The following is a 15,854-nucleotide window of genomic DNA, read 5'->3' on the forward strand; positions in this document are numbered from 1 at the left end:
TGATGATCGCTTGCCAAGGGTCAGGTCGGATGTCAGCATGACGACAATTCAGGGGGCGGTCCTGTCTTCTGCAGGAAAGGATGGCGCATTTGCCGAATACTCCTCTCATTCGCCCCCTTCGTGCCGAGGATCGCGAGGCCTGGTCAAAGCTGTGGCGCGCCTATTTGGCGTTTTACGAAAGCACAGTGAGTGATGAGGTCTATGACAGCACCTTTGCCCGGCTCATGGGCGAGGATCCGCAAGACTTCTCATGCCTGGTGGCCGAATTGGACGGGCAGTTGGTCGGTCTGACGCATTTCCTGTTTCATCGGCACGCGTGGAAGGTGGAAAACGTCTGTTATCTGCAGGATCTGTTCACCGCACCACAAGCCCGTGGTTCAGGTGTCGGGCGCGCATTGATCGAAGCGGTCTATGCCGAAGCCGACCGTCAGGGTGCACCTGCTGTCTATTGGCTGACGCAAGATTTCAATGAAACGGCCAGAAAACTCTATGATCGTGTCGGCAAGCTGACGCCCTTCATCAGGTATCAGCGGCCATGAGAACGGCTCTGGCTCTCATAGCGGCGGCAGCGCTTGCTGCCTGCACCACCACCCCGGCGGTGGAACAGCCGACGCGGGTGCAGGCCATCGAAGCCGCCCTGCCCCCGGCGAAATCCTTTGGCGCCACCCGTCCGCAACCGGCGGCACGATCAAACGCAAATATTGCCGCCGATTTCCTGGATCTGCATTTTGCGCTGGAAAGCGGTGCGGAATTGCCGGTTTTCACCCGGTTCGAAACCCCGATAACGGTGCGTCTGACCGGGACGGTTCCTCCAACCATGCAATCGGACCTGACCCGACTTCTGTCGCGCTTGCGCCGCGAGGCGCGTCTGGACATCACACAGGTCTCGGACGGACCGGCCAGCATCACGATCGAAGGCGTCAGCCAAGAGCAGATCCAACGCACCCTGCCCCAAGCGGCCTGTTTCGTGGTGCCAAACTCAGCCAGTCTGGAAGAATACCGGCGCGACCGGCGCAAGCAGAAAAGCAACTGGACCGCGCTGCGCAGCCGCGAGAAGATCGGCATTTTCATTCCCTATGACGCCAGTCCGCAAGAAATTCGCGATTGCCTTCACGAGGAACTCGCCCAGTCGCTTGGACCTCTGAACGATCTCTATCATCTGCCGGATTCGGTGTTCAACGACGACAATTTCCACACCATCCTGACCGGGTTCGACATGCTGATCCTGCGCACGGCCTATGCGCCTGAACTGCGCAGCGGCATGACGCGTGATCAGGTCGCGGCGGTTCTGCCCGGCATATTGCGCCGGTTGAACCCGCGCGGTGAAAACATACCTGCCCAACCGATATCCGAGACCCCGCGCGAGTGGATCAAGGCCGTCCAGACCTCGCTGGGATCAACATCGGCATCTGCACGGCGGGTGCGCGCCGCGGAACAGGCCGTTCGCATCGGCGAAGAACAAGGCTGGACCGATCACCGGCGCGCCTATCCGCACTATCTTCTGGGCCGCATGGCGCAGTTTGACGATGCCGAGCGGGCCCAATGGCACTATGCGGTGGCGCTAAAATACCTCAAGGCAACCCCCGGCACCGAAATACATCAGGCTCATGTGACGGCGCAAACCGCGTCTTACGCCTTGGCCCGAGGACGGGGCCCATCGGTGATCCCCGAATTGGACGACGCCATCGCCGTCATGCAACAAGCGGAAAATGCTGCGTTGCTGGCCACGTTGCTATTGTTAAAATCCGAAGCGCTGCGGCAATCCGGTCGCCCGGATCAGGCACGCACCGTCAGGCTGGACAGTATCGGATGGGCACGCTACGGGTTCGGTTCGGATCTTGTGGCCCGTTCCGTGTCGGATGGCATCGCTGAACAGGCCGCGCGCAACACGAACGGGTAAGGCGCATGTTGGTTGTTTTGGGAATGGCGATCTTGGGGGCCGCGCTTGGTGCAATGGCCGCACGCAAGCGCAATGGCAACAAGGCCGATATGGCGCAATATGCGGCAGGGTATGGCATCGCCTTCGCTCTGCTAGGTCTGATCCTGTCGCTGATATTGGTGAGGTTCATCACGTAACCCCATGTTTTTACCCTTTTTCGAGAACCTTCGCAAAGCTGGTATCCCCGTTTCACTACGGGAGTACCTGACCTTTCTGGAGGGGATGAAAAAGGGTCTGGCCACCTATGATGTCGAGGCGTTCTACTATCTCGCCCGCGCCTCGATGGTAAAGGATGAGCGCAATATCGACAAGTTCGACCGCGCCTTTGCCGCCAGCTTTGAAGGGCTGTCTGAGATCAGTTTCGATCAGGTGCTGGAGGCTGTGGACATCCCCTCCGACTGGCTTGAGAAGATGGCCGAAAAGCATCTGACAGCCGAAGAAAAGGCCGAGATCGAAGCCATGGGCGGCTTTGACAAGCTGATGGACACGCTGCGCGAGCGTCTGAAGGAACAACAAGGCCGTCATCAGGGCGGCAATAAATGGATCGGCACCGCTGGCACCTCTCCCTTTGGGGCCTATGGCTACAACCCCGAAGGGGTGCGCATTGGCCAGAAAGAAAGCCGCCATCAGCGTGCGGTCAAAGTGTGGGACAAGCGTGAATTCAAGAACTTGGACGACACAGTTGAACTGGGCACGCGCAACATCAAGGTCGCGCTGAAGCGTCTGCGTCGATGGGCCCGTGAAGGTGCGGCGGAAGAGCTGGATCTGGACGGCACCATCCGCGCCACGGCCGAGCATGGCTATTTGGACGTCAAAACCCGCCCGGAACGCCACAACGCGGTCAAGGTACTGCTGTTTCTGGATGTGGGCGGCTCGATGGATCCGCATATCAAGGTGGTGGAAGAGCTGTTTTCGGCCGCGCGCACCGAGTTCAAACACCTGGAATATTTCTACTTCCACAATTGCCTGTATGAAGGCGTCTGGCGCGACAACCGCCGCCGGTGGTCAGAACAGACCCCCACCCATGAGGTGCTGCGCACCTACGGGCCGGATTACAAATGTATCTTCGTCGGCGATGCCTCGATGAGCCCCTACGAAATCGCCTATCCCGGTGGCGCGAACGAGCACTGGAACAAAGAGGCAGGCCAGGTTTGGCTGCAACGCGCGCGCGACCAATGGGCGTCAAACCTGTGGATCAACCCGGTGCCCGAGAAATACTGGGGCTATACCCACTCGATCAGCATGATCCAGGAGATTTTCGAGAACCGCATGGTGCCGATGACACTGGCCGGTCTGGAACAGGGTATGCGAGAGCTGACGCGCTAGCGCTCGGTTCCAATTGAGGCCTGTGTGCTTTGATGCATTAACGGACACCGCTGTAAAGGCTTGGTGTTTTCAAGCAGTTCCTCTTGCGGGGCGGTTATTTTCGATATTGAACTTCATACCGTCCAGCAACTCGTCTAAGTCCGGACGCGCAGCAGGACCATTCGAGATGTCGACCAACATCAAGGTACCGTCGGGCCGAATGCCGAATGCGCCAGGTTCTGCAAATCGTTGCGATGTTTCGGCCTCGGACAGTGGATCTGACACATAGAGACCCAGCACACGCATCTGCGGCTCGGTCATCCCGTAGCCTAGATCAAACGTCCATCCGAACTCGTCTTTGTCAGCCAGAGCTTTTTCTTTCGTGTCCGCTGACACGACCACCACATCCAAGACACTGACCCATTCGGATAGCATCGCATTCAGCTTGTTCAAAAACCGCTTGCACCGTGGACAATGGCGCCCGCGATAGACAAAAAGCATGGTCCATCGGTCTTTGGGCTGACCCACTTCAATCCGGCCGTCAGATACGCTGTCGAAACTGAAATCTCCAACTGGAGCGTTCACCTTTGGTTTTTGCGACATGTCGTTTCCTTTTCATCTCATCCGGCGAACGCCTTGGTAAACTTGCATAACAGTCTGAGGATAGAGGCTTGGCATCTATAAGAAAATACTCGGCTACAGTGTTCGCCGACAAATCTTTGCAAGGAAACTCAAACCGGTATTCGAAATTTCTGTTTGCTCTTGATTAACGGACACCCATATCTAACGCATGTTGCGCCTCACCCCGATCCTTCTTGCCGTTCTCTATGGTCTGGTCATGTACCGGATTTCTGTCTGGCGCACGCACAAGGATCTGGATGCCAAGTCGACCGAACTGGCAGATCCGGCGTTGAAGCGGATGACGGATCGTCTAGCCGCAGCGCTAGAGATCGAACGGGTGCCGGTGTATATCTATGAAATCGACCCGGTGAACGGGCTTGCTGCGCCGGATGGGAGAATTTTCATCACCCGGGGGTTTTACCGGAAATTCCGTTCGGGCGAGGTTTCCGCCGAGGAGATGGCCAGCGTGATTGCACATGAGTTGGGTCATGTGGCGCTGGGGCATGCGCGGCGGCGGATGATTGATTTTTCCGGCCAGAACGCGCTGCGCACGGCACTGATGCTGGTGTTGAACCGGTTTATTCCCTTCGTGGGTGCGATGATCGCCAACGCGCTGACCGCCCTGTTGGCCTCGCGCCTGTCGCGCGGGGATGAGTATGAGGCGGATGAATATGCGGCTGCGTTGCTGACCAAGGCCGGGATCGGCATCGGGCCGCAAAAGTCGCTGTTTCACAAGCTTGAGGATCTGACCCAGCAGCGCGCCGGTGTTGTGCCGGCCTGGCTGATGAGCCATCCCAAGACGGAGGAGCGGATTGCCGCTTTGGAGGCGCTTGAGCAGCGCTGGGGTGCGGGCGGTTAAGGCAGGGACGAGAGACCTGCCTCTCGCGTTCAGCGAGAAATTTTTTTAAACCAGATGATCGGGTATCCGCTTTAGACAGCGAGGCCTTTACCCAGTTTGGGCAGGCGTGCCTTTTTCATCAGACTGCGCCGGGTCCATTGATCCCCCGACAGACGATTGGCCTCAGTCAGGACCTTGTCGGCAAGGCTTTCAAGGCCTTCGGGGTCCACCTCCCAAAGGCTGCGCAAAAGGCTGTCGGGATCGCGTCGGTCGAGCCCCTCTTCAGCCAGGATGTTGCGGGGAAAATCCTTGGCGTTCACGGTGATGACCAGATCGGCCGAGGCGGTGATCGCGGTGGCCAGAACGTGAATATCTGCGCTGTCGGGCAGCCAGAGCCGTTGTTCTGCGCCTGGGTCATGGCGGTGTTCGGCCTGCGGCCACTGTGCCTGAGTCAATGCGATTTCGGCGCGGGCCTGCGCCTCGCCCTCGGGGCCCAGTTTGCGGGCGGCGCGGGCCCATTCTTCGAGGATGCGCGCCGACCAGATGGGAGTGAAATGGCCAAGCTTTGCGGCGCCCAGCAGCATCTGACGCATCACCGTGGGGTAGATAACACAGGTGTCGAGCACGGCCTTCATAGCCGATAGAACACCGCTTTGAGATACCCGCTTTCTGCCAGTTGCGGCAATTGCGGGTGATCGGGCCCGGCAAAGCCTGTGTGGATCAGTTGCGCTTGTCGCCCGGCCCGGCCAATGCCATGAGATGAGGCGTCGCGGAAGCGCGACAGGTCAGCAGCGTGGGAACAAGAGCAGAGACCCAGATAGCCACCCGGTTTGACCAGCGGCGCGGCCAGACGGGCGATGCGCTCGTAAGCGCGTAAGCCTGCGTCCAGGGCTTGTTTTGAGGGCGCAAAGGCGGGCGGGTCGCAGATCACCACGTCAAATTGCGCGTTTTCCTCGCCCAATTGGGTCAAAACCTCGAACGCGTCGCCTTGGCGAGTATTCAGGTGGCCGGCCAGCCCCGAGGCCTCGGACCCTTGGGTCGCCAGATCGAGCGCAGCGGCAGAGCCATCGACGCAAAGCGCTTGCCCGGCCCCACCGGCCAGCATGGCCAGGCCAAACCCGCCCACATGGCTGAACACATCAAGCACCTGCGCGCCGGGTTGCACCAGCCTCGCCGCAAACGCATGGTTGAGGCGCTGGTCATAGAACAGGCCGGTTTTCTGACCGCCGGTGAGATCGGCCATATAGGTGGCCCCGTTCATCGGTACCGGCAGCGGGGCCTGGGGTGCTTCGCCGCGCAGGGTCTGGCTCACATCGTCCAAACCTTCCAGCCCGCGCGTGCGGCCCGAGGCGTTTTTCAGCACGACAGTCACGCCCGTGACCTTGACCAGCGCGTCGGTCAACAGATCCAGATGCGCCTCGGCCCAGGCGGCGTTGGGCTGGATCACGCAGGCCGCGCCAAAGCGGTCGATGATCACTCCGGGAAAGCCATCCGCCTCGGCATGGAGCAGCCGGTAATAGGGCGCATCGAACAGGCATTCGCGCAGTTCAAGCGCGCGGTGCAGGCGGGTTTCGAACCATGTGGCATCCAAATCAGCCGTGATGTCGCGATCCAGCACGCGGCACATGATCTTTGAGTTCGGGTTCACCGCCACCAGCGCAATGGGCGCACGTTTGTCGTCTTCGAGCACTGCCAGCGCGCCTGCGGGGATCTTGCGAGTGCGGCGGTCGGTGACGACGTCGTTGCCATAGACCCAGGGAAAGCCATGGCGCAGACCACGTGCGTTGGCTTTGGGTTTCAGGCGAATGCGGGGGCGGTCGGCGGGTTCTGTCATGACGCCCTCTTAGTCGCGAATGCGCAGAGGTGAAAGCCCCCGGTGTGCGCGCCTAACGCTGGCGAGACCGCCAGCCGCCGCGCCGCTTGGGGGTTTGGGCCGCTTGCAGCCCTTCGGCCAGCACCTGCGTCATCGGATGGTCCGCAGCCTGGGCCACATAGAGTGCATGCAGATCGGTCAGGGCTTGCCTCTGGTCCCGCTCTACAGGCAGGCTGAGCGCCCAGTCCAGAAAGATGCTGCGGCATTCCTTCAGGGTGATGCCATCGATGCGATAGGCCTCGCGGATCAGGCCCTTGTGATCGTTGGGATCGTCACTGCGCGCCATCTGTACCCTCCTCAACCACGCGGCCGATAATATCGGCAGCGGTCGTATAGCTGTTTTGCAGCGCCTCCTGCAATTGCTCCACATCGTCGAAACCCGTGGCCCGGCACAGGAATGCGGTGCCGCCCTCGCCGATCTTGTCGGCTTCGATTGTCTTGCCTGACAGCAGGCGCGCGGCGCATTGCACGGACCAGCATAAATCATAGCAATCCTTGAGTGTTTGCGCCTCTGCGACCTGCAAAAGCCCGGCTGCGACCGCGCCATCCAACCCGGCATGTACATCGCGTTGAACCGAACCGGACAAGAGCGCGCCGGTTTGCGCCAGCAATTCGATATCCATCAGGCGCCCAGGCCCGTTCTTGGCGTCCCAGAGCCCAGCGGGTGCTTTGGCCGCCGCCAGACGGTCGCGCATCTCGGAAACCTCTTTCAAGACCTTGGCCGGGTCGCGCGGCTCGGCCAAAAGCTGCGCACGGAAATCGGTGATATCCTTCGCCAAGCCTGCATCGCCAGCGACCACGCGGGCGCGGGTCAGGGCCAGATGTTCCCAAACCCAGGCTTCGTTGCGCTGATAGTTGGTGAAACTGGCCCAACTGGTCGCCACCGGCCCCTGATTGCCTGAGGGGCGCAGGCGCATGTCGACCTCATAGAGCCGCCCCTGCGACATCGGAGCAGTTAGTGCCGTGATCAGCGCCTGCGTGAAACGCGCGTAATAGGTGCGGGTGGCCAAAGGGCGCGAGCCGTCGGACATGTCCTGATCCAGCGGGTCGTAGATCACGATTACATCCAGATCAGATTGCGAGTTGATCCGGCCCGCTCCGAGCGACCCCATGCCCAATACGGCAGCGCCCCGCCCCGGAGCCGGGCCGTGTTTCTGCGCGAATTGAGCAGCAACAAACGGCAGGATGGCCGCAATCACCGCGCCCGCCAGATCAGCGTATTGCTGCCCGGCCTGCGCGCTGTTGATCAGCCCGCGCAAATGGTGGACGCCAACGCGGAAATGCCATTCCTTGCACCAGCGCCGCGCCAGATCCAGCTGCGTTTCATAATCGCTTTCGGCGCTCAGCGCCTGCGCCAACTCCGCCTGCAAAGCGGCTTGTCCGGGCCAGTCATCAAAGAAGCTACCACCGATCACCGCGTCAAAAACAGATGCATTGCGCGACAGGTGCATGGCCAGCGCGTGCGAGGTGCCGACGATGTCGATCAGCAGATCGATCAGTTGCGGGTTGGCCTCGAACAGGGAAAACAGCTGCACCCCGGCAGGCAGGCCCGACAGAAACCCATCCAGCGCCACCAGCGCCTCACTTGGTTGCGCCGCGCGCGACAGGCGTGACAACAGCTCGGGACGCAGACGGTCAAAGATGCGCCGGGCCCGTTGCGAGCGCAGCGCCGGGTAGCTGGGCCAGCGCGCCAGAATTTTCTGATCAAAGACGTGATCGGGCGCAGGTGCCACGGTTTGACCGGGGGCAAAGAACCCTTCGGTCAACTCATGCACTTCGCTCAGGCGGCGGGTCAGGTCAGAGGTCAGCTCGGCACTGTCAATGCCCATCAGGCAGGCGACCCGCGCGATGCCATCCTCGGATTGCGGCACCTTGTGGGTCTGCGCGTCATGGACCATCTGAATACGGTGTTCGACTTCGCGATGGGCGCGGTAGTGATCCGTCAGCTTCTCGGCCACATCGGCTGGCACCCAGCCTTTCTCGGCCAGGGCCGCAAGCCCCGGAACCGTGCCGCGCAGGCGCAGATCCGGGTCGCGCCCCCCAGCGATCAGTTGACGGGTCTGGGTGAAGAACTCGATCTCGCGGATGCCGCCCTGCCCCAGCTTCATATCGTGACCGGGGATGCTGAGTCCCCCGCCGGTGCCTTTGTTCTCGCGGATGCGCAGGCGCATGTCATGGGCGTCTTGAATGGCCGCGAAATCCAGATGCCTGCGCCAGACGAAGGGGCGCAGCGCGTCCAGAAATCGCTGACCGGCGGCCAGATCACCTGCGCAGGGGCGCGCCTTGATATAAGCTGCGCGTTCCCATGTTCGGCCTAAACTCTCATAATACCGCTCGGCCGCCTCGGTCGCCATGCACACAGGCGTCACCGCAGGGTCTGGCCGCAAGCGCAGATCGGTGCGGAAGACATAGCCATCGGCAGTCCTGTCGCTGAGCGTTGCACACATGTTGCGCGTCGCACGCACCATGCCGTGGCGCGCCTCATAGAAATCACCAGGATCAAAGCGCGTCTCGTCGAACAAGACGATCAGATCGATATCCGAGCTGTAGTTCAGCTCATGCGCACCCATTTTGCCCATGGCCAGAATGATCAACCCGCCCGCAGTTGCTATATCCTCTTTGGTCATACCCGGCAGTTTACCGCGCCGGATCAGCGCTGCGATCTCGGCCTTGGCGGCCATATCGGCGGCCAAAGCGGCAAAATCCGTCAGCGCTGCTGTCACCTTTTCCAATGGCCACGCACCGGCCAAGTCGGCCAGAGCGGTCAACACTGCCATGCGCCGCTTGGCCAGACGCAAACCCGGTTTCAGCTGCGCCGGTTCCAAATCGCGCACCGCAGCCATCACATCTGACAGTGCCTGGTCGGGCTGCTGCAACGCTTCGGCCAACCAAGGGGCCTCTTGCTCGATCAAACCTTTCAGATAGGGGCTGGACCCAGCGGTTCCGGCGATCAGTTCAGCCTGTTCTGACGTGACATCCGAAACTTTTTCACGCGTCTCAGCCCCCAATTCTGGGTCGAATGCGCGCGGCATCCGTCGGACTGTCAGTGCCGCGGTCATGTCCGCTCCAGCGGCGTGTCCTGACTAAAGCTGTTGAGCCATTTGTCGTGGCGCCTTTCCCACAGCGACGAGATCAGCATCGCCTCCCATTCTGACGCGCCCGGTCGTTGATAATCGGCCCGGTAAGACAGCAGAACGATATCCGGGGTCAGTACCCTAAGTTTTTCTTCGCTCAACTCGAACCGGGCCATGGTCGGCGCGTCGGCGAATTGGCCCACATGATCATCGCGATTGGCAAACCCGGTGGGATAGACGCCCAGGAAATCCGAGGTTAGCAGAGCGCGATCTGCCTGGGCATCCCCTTCGACCAAAGCGGACCAGACCCGCTTCTCCAAAGCCAATATGTCATTCAGGGACGGAGCGTTTGTGTTTTCAGTCTTTTGCATGACGGGAACCTGCGCCTGAACGGCCACCGCGTCAACGGGCAAGTTGGCCAATTCAGGCAAATGTAAATCTTTTTCACATTTACCCCTTGCAAGCCGGACCAGGCCCTCCCATCTGTTAGATGTGAACGCAATTTACATCAACCCCGGAGACCTCAATATGACCGCATTGTCCGACACCGTCGTCCCTTCCAATCCGGGATGGCTGCACCGCGCCGAGGCCTGGCTGGACAGCAAGGGCAAAGGTGCCTGGATCGCTGCCATGGTGCTTGGTTTTATCTTCTTCTGGCCCATCGGCCTGGCCTTTCTTGCCTATATGATCTGGAGCAAACGCATGTTCAGCAAATCCTGCAGCCGCCGTTCTTCCTGGAACAGCCACATGAGCGCTATGAAACCTTCGGGCAACAGCGCGTTTGACGCCTATAAGGCCGATACTCTGGCCCGGCTGGAACGTGAGCAGAAAGACTTTGAAGCGTTCCTGCGCCGACTGCGCGAAGCCAAGGACAAGGCCGAGTTCGACGAGTTCATGGATGAACGCGCCCGCGACAACCGTGATGAACCTGAAAACGGTGAACCGGCCTGATCACAGCTTGCCCTGTCCCCTCAATCGGGACAGGGTATTTGAAAACCTTCGTGGACATCAGAAATGACCTATTTGCCTGATCCGGATACCCAGCCGGAATTCTATCAATCTGTTGCGACCAAGCGCTTTGTCGCCTGGCTGTTCGACATCGCCTTCATTTCGCTTTTGTGCACAGTGGCTATCTTGCTGACCTTTGGCCTGGGCATTTTCGTGCTGGCGCTGATCTATGGCGTGGTCAGTTTCATCTATCGCGTGGTGACGATCTCGAACGGATCAGCCACCCTGGGCATGCGCTTTATGGGGATCGAACTGCGCGACGCGTTTGGCGCACGTATGGATTTGGGCAAGGCCATCGCACATACGGCCGGTTACTTTGTCAGCATGACGTTTTTTGTCCTGCAGATCATTTCGGTCGTCATGATGCTCACCAGCGCGCGTGGTCAGGGTCTGACCGACGCTTTCCTAGGAACGGTAATGATCAACAGGCGCGCATAATCGCCTGCTTTCGCGAAACACTTGGCGGGCCCGGAAACGGTTGCTATCATCCCGCCAAGGAAACGCGGGACCCATATGCGACACACGCTGCCAATTGCGCCACAATTCTATGTGACGGCTCCTCAGCCCTGCCCTTATCTTGAAGGCCGGATGGAGCGTAAGCTGTTCACCGCGCTTCAGGGCGAAGGTGCCGACAGGTTGAACAATTCCCTTTCACAACAAGGGTTTCGCCGATCACAAAACGTGCTCTACCGCCCGTCCTGCACCGATTGCGCCGCGTGTTTGTCGGCGCGGATCGATGTGTCGAAATTCCGCCCAAGCAAAAGCCAGAAGCGCGCTGCCAAACGTAACGCGCATCTGCAACGCCGTGCCACCTCGCCCTGGGCTACGGATGATCAGTTTGACCTGTTCCGCCGCTATCTGGACGTGCGCCACGCCGATGGCGGCATGGCCGATATGGATGTGTTCGAATTTGCCGCGATGATCGAAGAGACACCGATCCGCAGCCGTGTGGTGGAATACAGCGACCCGAGCAGTCAGGATCTGATTGCCGTCAGCCTGACAGATGTGCTCGATGACGGGCTCAGCATGGTCTATTCCTTCTATGATCCCGATCAGCACCAAAACTCTCTGGGCACCTACATGATCCTCGACCATATCGAGATCGCGCGCGAGGCGGGTCTGCCATACATCTATCTGGGCTATTGGGTGCCCGGCAGCCCCAAGATGGGCTACAAGGCCAAGTTCACGGGGCTTGAGGTCTTCCTGAACGGGGCGTGGCAGTCGGTAGAAAATCCGCAGGCACTCGCCAATACGTCGCATCACCCCCTGTCCTCGGCCCCCATTGCCGAACAGGTGGCCAATATCCAACTGCCGGACCGTCACCCAACCAAAGGCTGACCTTTTATGAGACAGACCCTTCACGCCGTCTCCCTGGTGGTGCCGGACTACGATACCGCTATTGCCTTTTACACCGATACGCTCGGTTTCACGCTTCTACAGGATATAGATCTGGGCGACGGCAAACGCTGGGTCCGTGTCGCACCACCAGGATCCTCTAATGGCTCATTACTGCTGGCACGCGCCGAAGGACCTGAACAAAGCGCTGCAATCGGCAATCAGACCGGTGGGCGCGTGGGCTTTTTCCTCGAAACCGACGATTTCGGCCGCGATCACGCTGCCATGCGCGCCGCGGGTGTCACCTTCGAAGAACACCCCCGCACCGAGCCCTATGGTATCGTCGCTGTGTGGCAAGATCCGTTTGGCAATCGCTGGGATCTGATTCAGTTCACCTGATCGTTTCTTCATCTGGCCGGAAATATCCCGGGTTTGAATTGGTCGCGGGCCAAGAAGGGGCTGGCCCCTTCCCCAAAGCATAAAGAAAAGGGGGCCCAGCGGCCCCCTTTCCATTGTAACAGCGATCTGCACGATCAGTTCGGGATCAGATCCGGGATGATGGTCACGATCGTCGGGAAGAACCACAGGATCCCAATCCCAACCACCTGAATGATCACAAACGGGATAATGCCGCGATAGATATGGCCTGTGGTGACCTCTTTTGGTGCCACGCCCCGCAGGTAGAACAGCGCAAAGCCGAACGGCGGGGTCAGGAACGAGGTCTGAAGGTTCACCGCCACCATGATCGTCACCCATTTCGGGTCAAACGACCCGCCATAGATCACCGGGCCCACGATGGGGATCACGATGTAGATGATCTCGAGGAAATCCAGCACAAATCCCAAGATGAACAACACCAGCATCACGATCAGGAAAACCGTGAACTCGTTGTCGAAACTCCGCAGGAACTGCTGGATGTAATGCTCGCCTCCGAACGAGATCACCACAAGGTTCAGCAATTGCGACCCGATCAGGATGGTAAAGACCATCGAGGTTACCTTGGCGGTCTCACGCACCACCGGTGTAAGCACGCCACTGGTATAGAGCACCCAGCAGCCAAACAGCAGGCCGAACACCGCGTAGAGGTAAGTTGCATAGGCAAAGAAGAAGGCAACCCAGCTTTCGAACGGCACGCTTTCCTGATTGACACGCAAATCAAAGTTCACACCCAGCAGCAGACAAATGATCACGGCAAAGGTTGCCCAGATGATCACCTTGGCCGAACGATCCTGATCCTTGAGCTTGCGATAGGCCGCCAACATGATGGCCCCGCCTGCGCCCAGAGCCGCAGCGGGCGTAGGGTTGGTCACACCACCCAGGATCGAGCCCAGCACCGCGATGATCAGAACGAGCGGGGGGAAGACCACGCGGATCAGATCATTTGTGGCACAGCGCATGGCTGCTTCTTTGCAGCCATAGATCGCCAGACCAAAGGGGATCGCCAGCCTGACAAAGGTCCAGCCGGACGACGTGGTTGGTGAGATGAAGAGAATATCCACCAGCAGCATCAGCACCAAGCCAATCGCCCCGACGATCAGTGGCTGAGGCGACCGCGACGGTGCAATGCCGCGACCCAGCGCCAGCGTCAGACCCAGCAGAACCACGATCACTGCGACCCCGTTACCGATGGGTGCGGCATTGGCGATCTTGGCCTCGCGCGCTGCGGCCAGTTCCTCTTCGGTCAAGCGCTCGGACTGCTCCGCACCACCGGCGGCGTCGATCTCTTCCTGTTCGGCCACCGCCTGATCCCAGGCGGCCTGCCCATGCAGGTCGATCATCGAAGCTTTACACTCTTCCGACACATTGGTCCGCAACGACGCGCCTTCTGTGATGTCCGAGAAGGCCGAGACCGAGATGTTCTGGCTGCCGACAACTCCGGCACTGCCCAAAAGAACCGTCCCGACGATCAGCGCGACAGGCACACCCAGCAGCCAGGTCAGGCCTTCCGAACGGGTGATTGGCTCGCCCGATCCGCCAGAAACGGCCACAGCCGGCGCTTTGTCAGGGTTCAACAACGCATAGCCAAAGGCATAAAGTGCATAGAGAAGCGCCAGCATGATCCCCGGCAGCAAGGCCGCCTGGAACAACGTGCCCACCGAAACCACCGCAGGTTCACCCAGATAGGTCAGCGCATCGGTACATCCGGCCTCTTGCGCGCGGGTTTCCTGTGCCGTGGAGTAGAGATCCCCGGCCAGAGTACCCAGCAGAACGATCACAATCGACGGCGGAATAATCTGACCCAGCGTGCCCGAGGCGGCAATGACACCGGTGGCAAGCTCGGGCGAATAATTATTGCGCAGCATGGTCGGCAGGGCCAGCAGGCCCATGGTGACCACGGTTGCGCCCACAATCCCGGTCGAAGCGGCCAGAAACGCACCCACAACCACGATCGACACGGCCAGACCACCGGGCAGCGGGCCAAAGACGCGCGCCATCGTGGTCAGCAGATCGTTGGCGATCTTCGAGCGTTCCAGCGTGATGCCCATCAGAACGAACATTAGAACCGCCAGCAGCGTCTCGATCGACTGACCAGCCAGAACACGCTCGTTCATGCGGTTCACAATGAAGGATACGTTGCGGTCCAGCGCGGTTTCCCAGCCCGAGGGGAACACCGGCTCACCGATGCGCGGTAACTCGGGGTATCGGAAAACCGATATGACATCGGGTTTGACCCCGGAATTCACCAGATCACGATACGCGGTCGAGCTTGTGTCAATCGCCTGGTGGATCAACAGCCCGGCACTGTCCAGCGCAGCGATGATCCCAAACGAGATCACCCCGGCACCACCAATGGCGAAAGCCACCGGAAAGCCTGACAAGATGCCTCCGAAGAGGCAGAAGAATACAATAATGAGGCCTATTTCGACGCCATCAAGTCCGAATAGCATAGTCTGGGTCTCCGTCCCTAATGTGCGCCTTCGTAGGCTTCTTCACCTTCGCCAAGGCTGTCCTTGTCGAGGTATTTCCCGGTGCTTTCCTGTCCTTCGACATATTCCAGGTAGGATCGCCACAGGAAGGCTATGGCATGCAGGAACACCATGCCTGCAAACAACATCAGCAGGATCTTGAACAGGAAATACGCGTTGAACCCGTTCGGGCTGAACCCGATCGTTTCAACGTTCCAGCGCAGGGCGCGCGACTTGGCCACCAAACGATCCAGAGTGTCACTGGCCGACGGTTTCGGCACGATTAGGTGACGCCACATGAAGTACCAGCCATACATCCAGGTCAGAACCGCCATTGGCATCATGAACAGCAGCGCGCCGCACATATCGACCACGCGCTTGGCGCGGTGGCTGATCCCCGCATAGATTAGGTCGACACGCACGTGCCCGCCCTGCACGAAGGTGTAGGTACAGCACATGCAGACTACCATAGCGTTATAAAGCTTAAGCTCTTCCGCGAACCAACTGATATCCTTCTGAAAAGGGATACCGAACCCAAAGGCCATATCAGCCCGGGTAAAGACGCGCTGCATGAAGACGATGATGATCTGTTGCACCACCATCAACAGCCCCGCCCAGGCAAAGAAGCGCCCCGTCACGTTGGCAAACCCTTCCAGCCCGCGCACCATGTTCCACATGACATTGCGGTACATGACACCAATCACGGTCAGCACCAGAAACAGGGTGAACACCACAAAGAAGAACTCGACGGAACCGCCGTAATAGACAAAGCGCATGATCGCCTCTTTGTCTGACCAGTCCAGCCACAGCTGCGGATGCGTGATGGCGTATCCGAAATTATAGAAGGCTTCGGCGATATTCTGAACGAACCAGATCAGTCCGTTCCACAGGGCGCCGAAGAACGAGATACCGTTTTCGTCCTGCATGTTGTCCCCAGGTCGTCTCGGTTGCACGT

17 protein-coding genes are annotated in these 15,854 nt (G+C 59.5%); 9 read left to right on the top strand and 8 right to left on the bottom strand.

Annotation, left to right across the window (positions count from 1 at the left end; genetic code table 11):
• Positions 1–89: 89 nt before the first annotated feature.
• From GOW40_RS09630 to GOW40_RS09645, 4 genes are read left to right on the top strand one after another with little or no spacing between them, the layout of a single operon-like run.
• Complete coding sequence (locus tag GOW40_RS09630; RefSeq protein WP_371731829.1) at positions 90–539, top strand: N-acetyltransferase family protein; 450 nt, start codon at positions 90–92, stop codon at positions 537–539.
• Positions 536–1,900, top strand: coding sequence for a DUF2927 domain-containing protein (locus GOW40_RS09635; protein ID WP_171129981.1), 1,365 nt, complete (start codon positions 536–538; stop codon positions 1,898–1,900). The genes GOW40_RS09630 and GOW40_RS09635 overlap by 4 nt, the downstream gene beginning before the upstream one ends.
• Before the next feature lie 5 nt (positions 1,901–1,905).
• Positions 1,906–2,076: a hypothetical protein gene (locus GOW40_RS09640; RefSeq protein ID WP_171129983.1), complete on the top strand. Its 171-nt coding sequence runs from the start codon at positions 1,906–1,908 to the stop codon at positions 2,074–2,076.
• Between the two features lie 4 nt (positions 2,077–2,080).
• Positions 2,081–3,265, top strand: coding sequence for a VWA domain-containing protein (locus GOW40_RS09645; protein WP_171129986.1), 1,185 nt, complete (start codon positions 2,081–2,083; stop codon positions 3,263–3,265).
• Positions 3,266–3,334: 69 nt separating this feature from the next.
• Here the strand turns inward: GOW40_RS09645 and GOW40_RS09650 are convergent, their stop codons facing one another.
• Positions 3,335–3,847, bottom strand: a complete 513-nt coding sequence (locus GOW40_RS09650) for a peroxiredoxin (RefSeq protein ID WP_171129988.1) — start codon at positions 3,845–3,847, stop codon at positions 3,335–3,337.
• A gap of 187 nt (positions 3,848–4,034) precedes the next feature.
• Here GOW40_RS09650 and GOW40_RS09655 point away from each other — a divergent pair, with 187 nt between their 5' ends.
• Positions 4,035–4,724 carry a M48 family metallopeptidase gene (locus tag GOW40_RS09655; protein ID WP_171129989.1) on the top strand — a complete coding sequence of 230 codons (690 nt, stop codon included), beginning with the start codon at positions 4,035–4,037 and terminating at the stop codon, positions 4,722–4,724.
• Positions 4,725–4,795: 71 nt separating this feature from the next.
• On the opposite strand, the gene GOW40_RS09660 is transcribed toward GOW40_RS09655, so the two are convergent.
• Genes GOW40_RS09660 through GOW40_RS09680 form a run of 5 tightly spaced genes read right to left on the bottom strand, consistent with a single transcriptional unit; the run spans position 4,796 to position 10,081 of the window.
• On the bottom strand, positions 4,796–5,338 hold the full coding sequence (locus GOW40_RS09660; RefSeq protein ID WP_171129992.1) for an RSP_2648 family PIN domain-containing protein: 543 nt from the start codon (positions 5,336–5,338) through the stop codon (positions 4,796–4,798).
• Complete coding sequence (locus tag GOW40_RS09665) at positions 5,335–6,537, bottom strand: RSP_2647 family RNA methyltransferase (protein WP_171136429.1); 1,203 nt, start codon at positions 6,535–6,537, stop codon at positions 5,335–5,337. Before GOW40_RS09665 ends, GOW40_RS09660 begins: the two co-directional genes overlap by 4 nt.
• Before the next feature lie 52 nt (positions 6,538–6,589).
• On the bottom strand, positions 6,590–6,862 hold the full coding sequence (locus GOW40_RS09670; RefSeq protein WP_171129996.1) for a hypothetical protein: 273 nt from the start codon (positions 6,860–6,862) through the stop codon (positions 6,590–6,592).
• Positions 6,849–9,635, bottom strand: coding sequence for a glutamine-synthetase adenylyltransferase (locus GOW40_RS09675; RefSeq protein WP_171230947.1), 2,787 nt, complete (start codon positions 9,633–9,635; stop codon positions 6,849–6,851). The genes GOW40_RS09670 and GOW40_RS09675 overlap by 14 nt, the downstream gene beginning before the upstream one ends.
• Positions 9,632–10,081: a DUF4440 domain-containing protein gene (locus tag GOW40_RS09680; protein ID WP_371731830.1), complete on the bottom strand. Its 450-nt coding sequence runs from the start codon at positions 10,079–10,081 to the stop codon at positions 9,632–9,634. The genes GOW40_RS09675 and GOW40_RS09680 overlap by 4 nt, the downstream gene beginning before the upstream one ends.
• 97 nt (positions 10,082–10,178) lie before the next feature.
• Here GOW40_RS09680 and GOW40_RS09685 point away from each other — a divergent pair, with 97 nt between their 5' ends.
• The 4 genes from GOW40_RS09685 to GOW40_RS09700 all read left to right on the top strand — a co-directional run bounded on the left by GOW40_RS09685 (position 10,179) and on the right by GOW40_RS09700 (position 12,392).
• Positions 10,179–10,601: a DUF2852 domain-containing protein gene (locus GOW40_RS09685; protein WP_171130000.1), complete on the top strand. Its 423-nt coding sequence runs from the start codon at positions 10,179–10,181 to the stop codon at positions 10,599–10,601.
• A gap of 63 nt (positions 10,602–10,664) precedes the next feature.
• On the top strand, positions 10,665–11,096 hold the full coding sequence (locus GOW40_RS09690; RefSeq protein WP_171130002.1) for an RDD family protein: 432 nt from the start codon (positions 10,665–10,667) through the stop codon (positions 11,094–11,096).
• A gap of 75 nt (positions 11,097–11,171) precedes the next feature.
• Entirely contained in the window at positions 11,172–11,996 is an 825-nt protein-coding gene (locus GOW40_RS09695; protein WP_171130004.1) for an arginyltransferase, read from the top strand.
• A 6-nt stretch (positions 11,997–12,002) separates the two neighbouring features.
• The gene (locus GOW40_RS09700; RefSeq protein WP_171130006.1) at positions 12,003–12,392 is read left to right on the top strand and encodes a VOC family protein; all 390 of its coding nucleotides are present in this window, start codon (positions 12,003–12,005) and stop codon (positions 12,390–12,392) included.
• Positions 12,393–12,526: 134 nt separating this feature from the next.
• Here GOW40_RS09700 and GOW40_RS09705 read toward each other — a convergent pair whose 3' ends face one another.
• Positions 12,527–14,881 carry a TRAP transporter large permease subunit gene (locus GOW40_RS09705; protein WP_171130008.1) on the bottom strand — a complete coding sequence of 785 codons (2,355 nt, stop codon included), beginning with the start codon at positions 14,879–14,881 and terminating at the stop codon, positions 12,527–12,529.
• 17 nt (positions 14,882–14,898) lie between these two features.
• Positions 14,899–15,825, bottom strand: a complete 927-nt coding sequence (locus tag GOW40_RS09710; protein ID WP_171130010.1) for a TRAP transporter small permease subunit — start codon at positions 15,823–15,825, stop codon at positions 14,899–14,901.
• Between the last annotated feature and the right edge of the window lie 29 nt (positions 15,826–15,854).

Origin of the sequence: Ruegeria sp. HKCCA6707 (assembly GCF_013033515.1) — a bacterium.
Lineage (GTDB): Bacteria > Pseudomonadota > Alphaproteobacteria > Rhodobacterales > Rhodobacteraceae > Ruegeria.

What these genes read in the sequence shown, in the direction of transcription:
- GOW40_RS09685 (WP_171130000.1), top strand. Translation starts at nt 10,179, where the DNA reads ATGACCGCATTGTCCGACACCGTCGTCCCTTCCAATCCGGGATGGCTG.
- GOW40_RS09645 (WP_171129986.1), top strand. Translation starts at nt 2,081, where the DNA reads ATGTTTTTACCCTTTTTCGAGAACCTTCGCAAAGCTGGTATCCCCGTT.
- GOW40_RS09665 (WP_171136429.1), bottom strand. Translation starts at nt 6,537, where the DNA reads ATGACAGAACCCGCCGACCGCCCCCGCATTCGCCTGAAACCCAAAGCC.
- GOW40_RS09660 (WP_171129992.1), bottom strand. Translation starts at nt 5,338, where the DNA reads ATGAAGGCCGTGCTCGACACCTGTGTTATCTACCCCACGGTGATGCGT.
- GOW40_RS09705 (WP_171130008.1), bottom strand. Translation starts at nt 14,881, where the DNA reads ATGCTATTCGGACTTGATGGCGTCGAAATAGGCCTCATTATTGTATTC.
- GOW40_RS09690 (WP_171130002.1), top strand. Translation starts at nt 10,665, where the DNA reads ATGACCTATTTGCCTGATCCGGATACCCAGCCGGAATTCTATCAATCT.
- GOW40_RS09675 (WP_171230947.1), bottom strand. Translation starts at nt 9,635, where the DNA reads ATGACCGCGGCACTGACAGTCCGACGGATGCCGCGCGCATTCGACCCA.
- GOW40_RS09635 (WP_171129981.1), top strand. Translation starts at nt 536, where the DNA reads ATGAGAACGGCTCTGGCTCTCATAGCGGCGGCAGCGCTTGCTGCCTGC.
- GOW40_RS09710 (WP_171130010.1), bottom strand. Translation starts at nt 15,825, where the DNA reads ATGCAGGACGAAAACGGTATCTCGTTCTTCGGCGCCCTGTGGAACGGA.
- GOW40_RS09700 (WP_171130006.1), top strand. Translation starts at nt 12,003, where the DNA reads ATGAGACAGACCCTTCACGCCGTCTCCCTGGTGGTGCCGGACTACGAT.
- GOW40_RS09640 (WP_171129983.1), top strand. Translation starts at nt 1,906, where the DNA reads ATGTTGGTTGTTTTGGGAATGGCGATCTTGGGGGCCGCGCTTGGTGCA.
- GOW40_RS09670 (WP_171129996.1), bottom strand. Translation starts at nt 6,862, where the DNA reads ATGGCGCGCAGTGACGATCCCAACGATCACAAGGGCCTGATCCGCGAG.
- GOW40_RS09655 (WP_171129989.1), top strand. Translation starts at nt 4,035, where the DNA reads ATGTTGCGCCTCACCCCGATCCTTCTTGCCGTTCTCTATGGTCTGGTC.
- GOW40_RS09695 (WP_171130004.1), top strand. Translation starts at nt 11,172, where the DNA reads ATGCGACACACGCTGCCAATTGCGCCACAATTCTATGTGACGGCTCCT.
- GOW40_RS09650 (WP_171129988.1), bottom strand. Translation starts at nt 3,847, where the DNA reads ATGTCGCAAAAACCAAAGGTGAACGCTCCAGTTGGAGATTTCAGTTTC.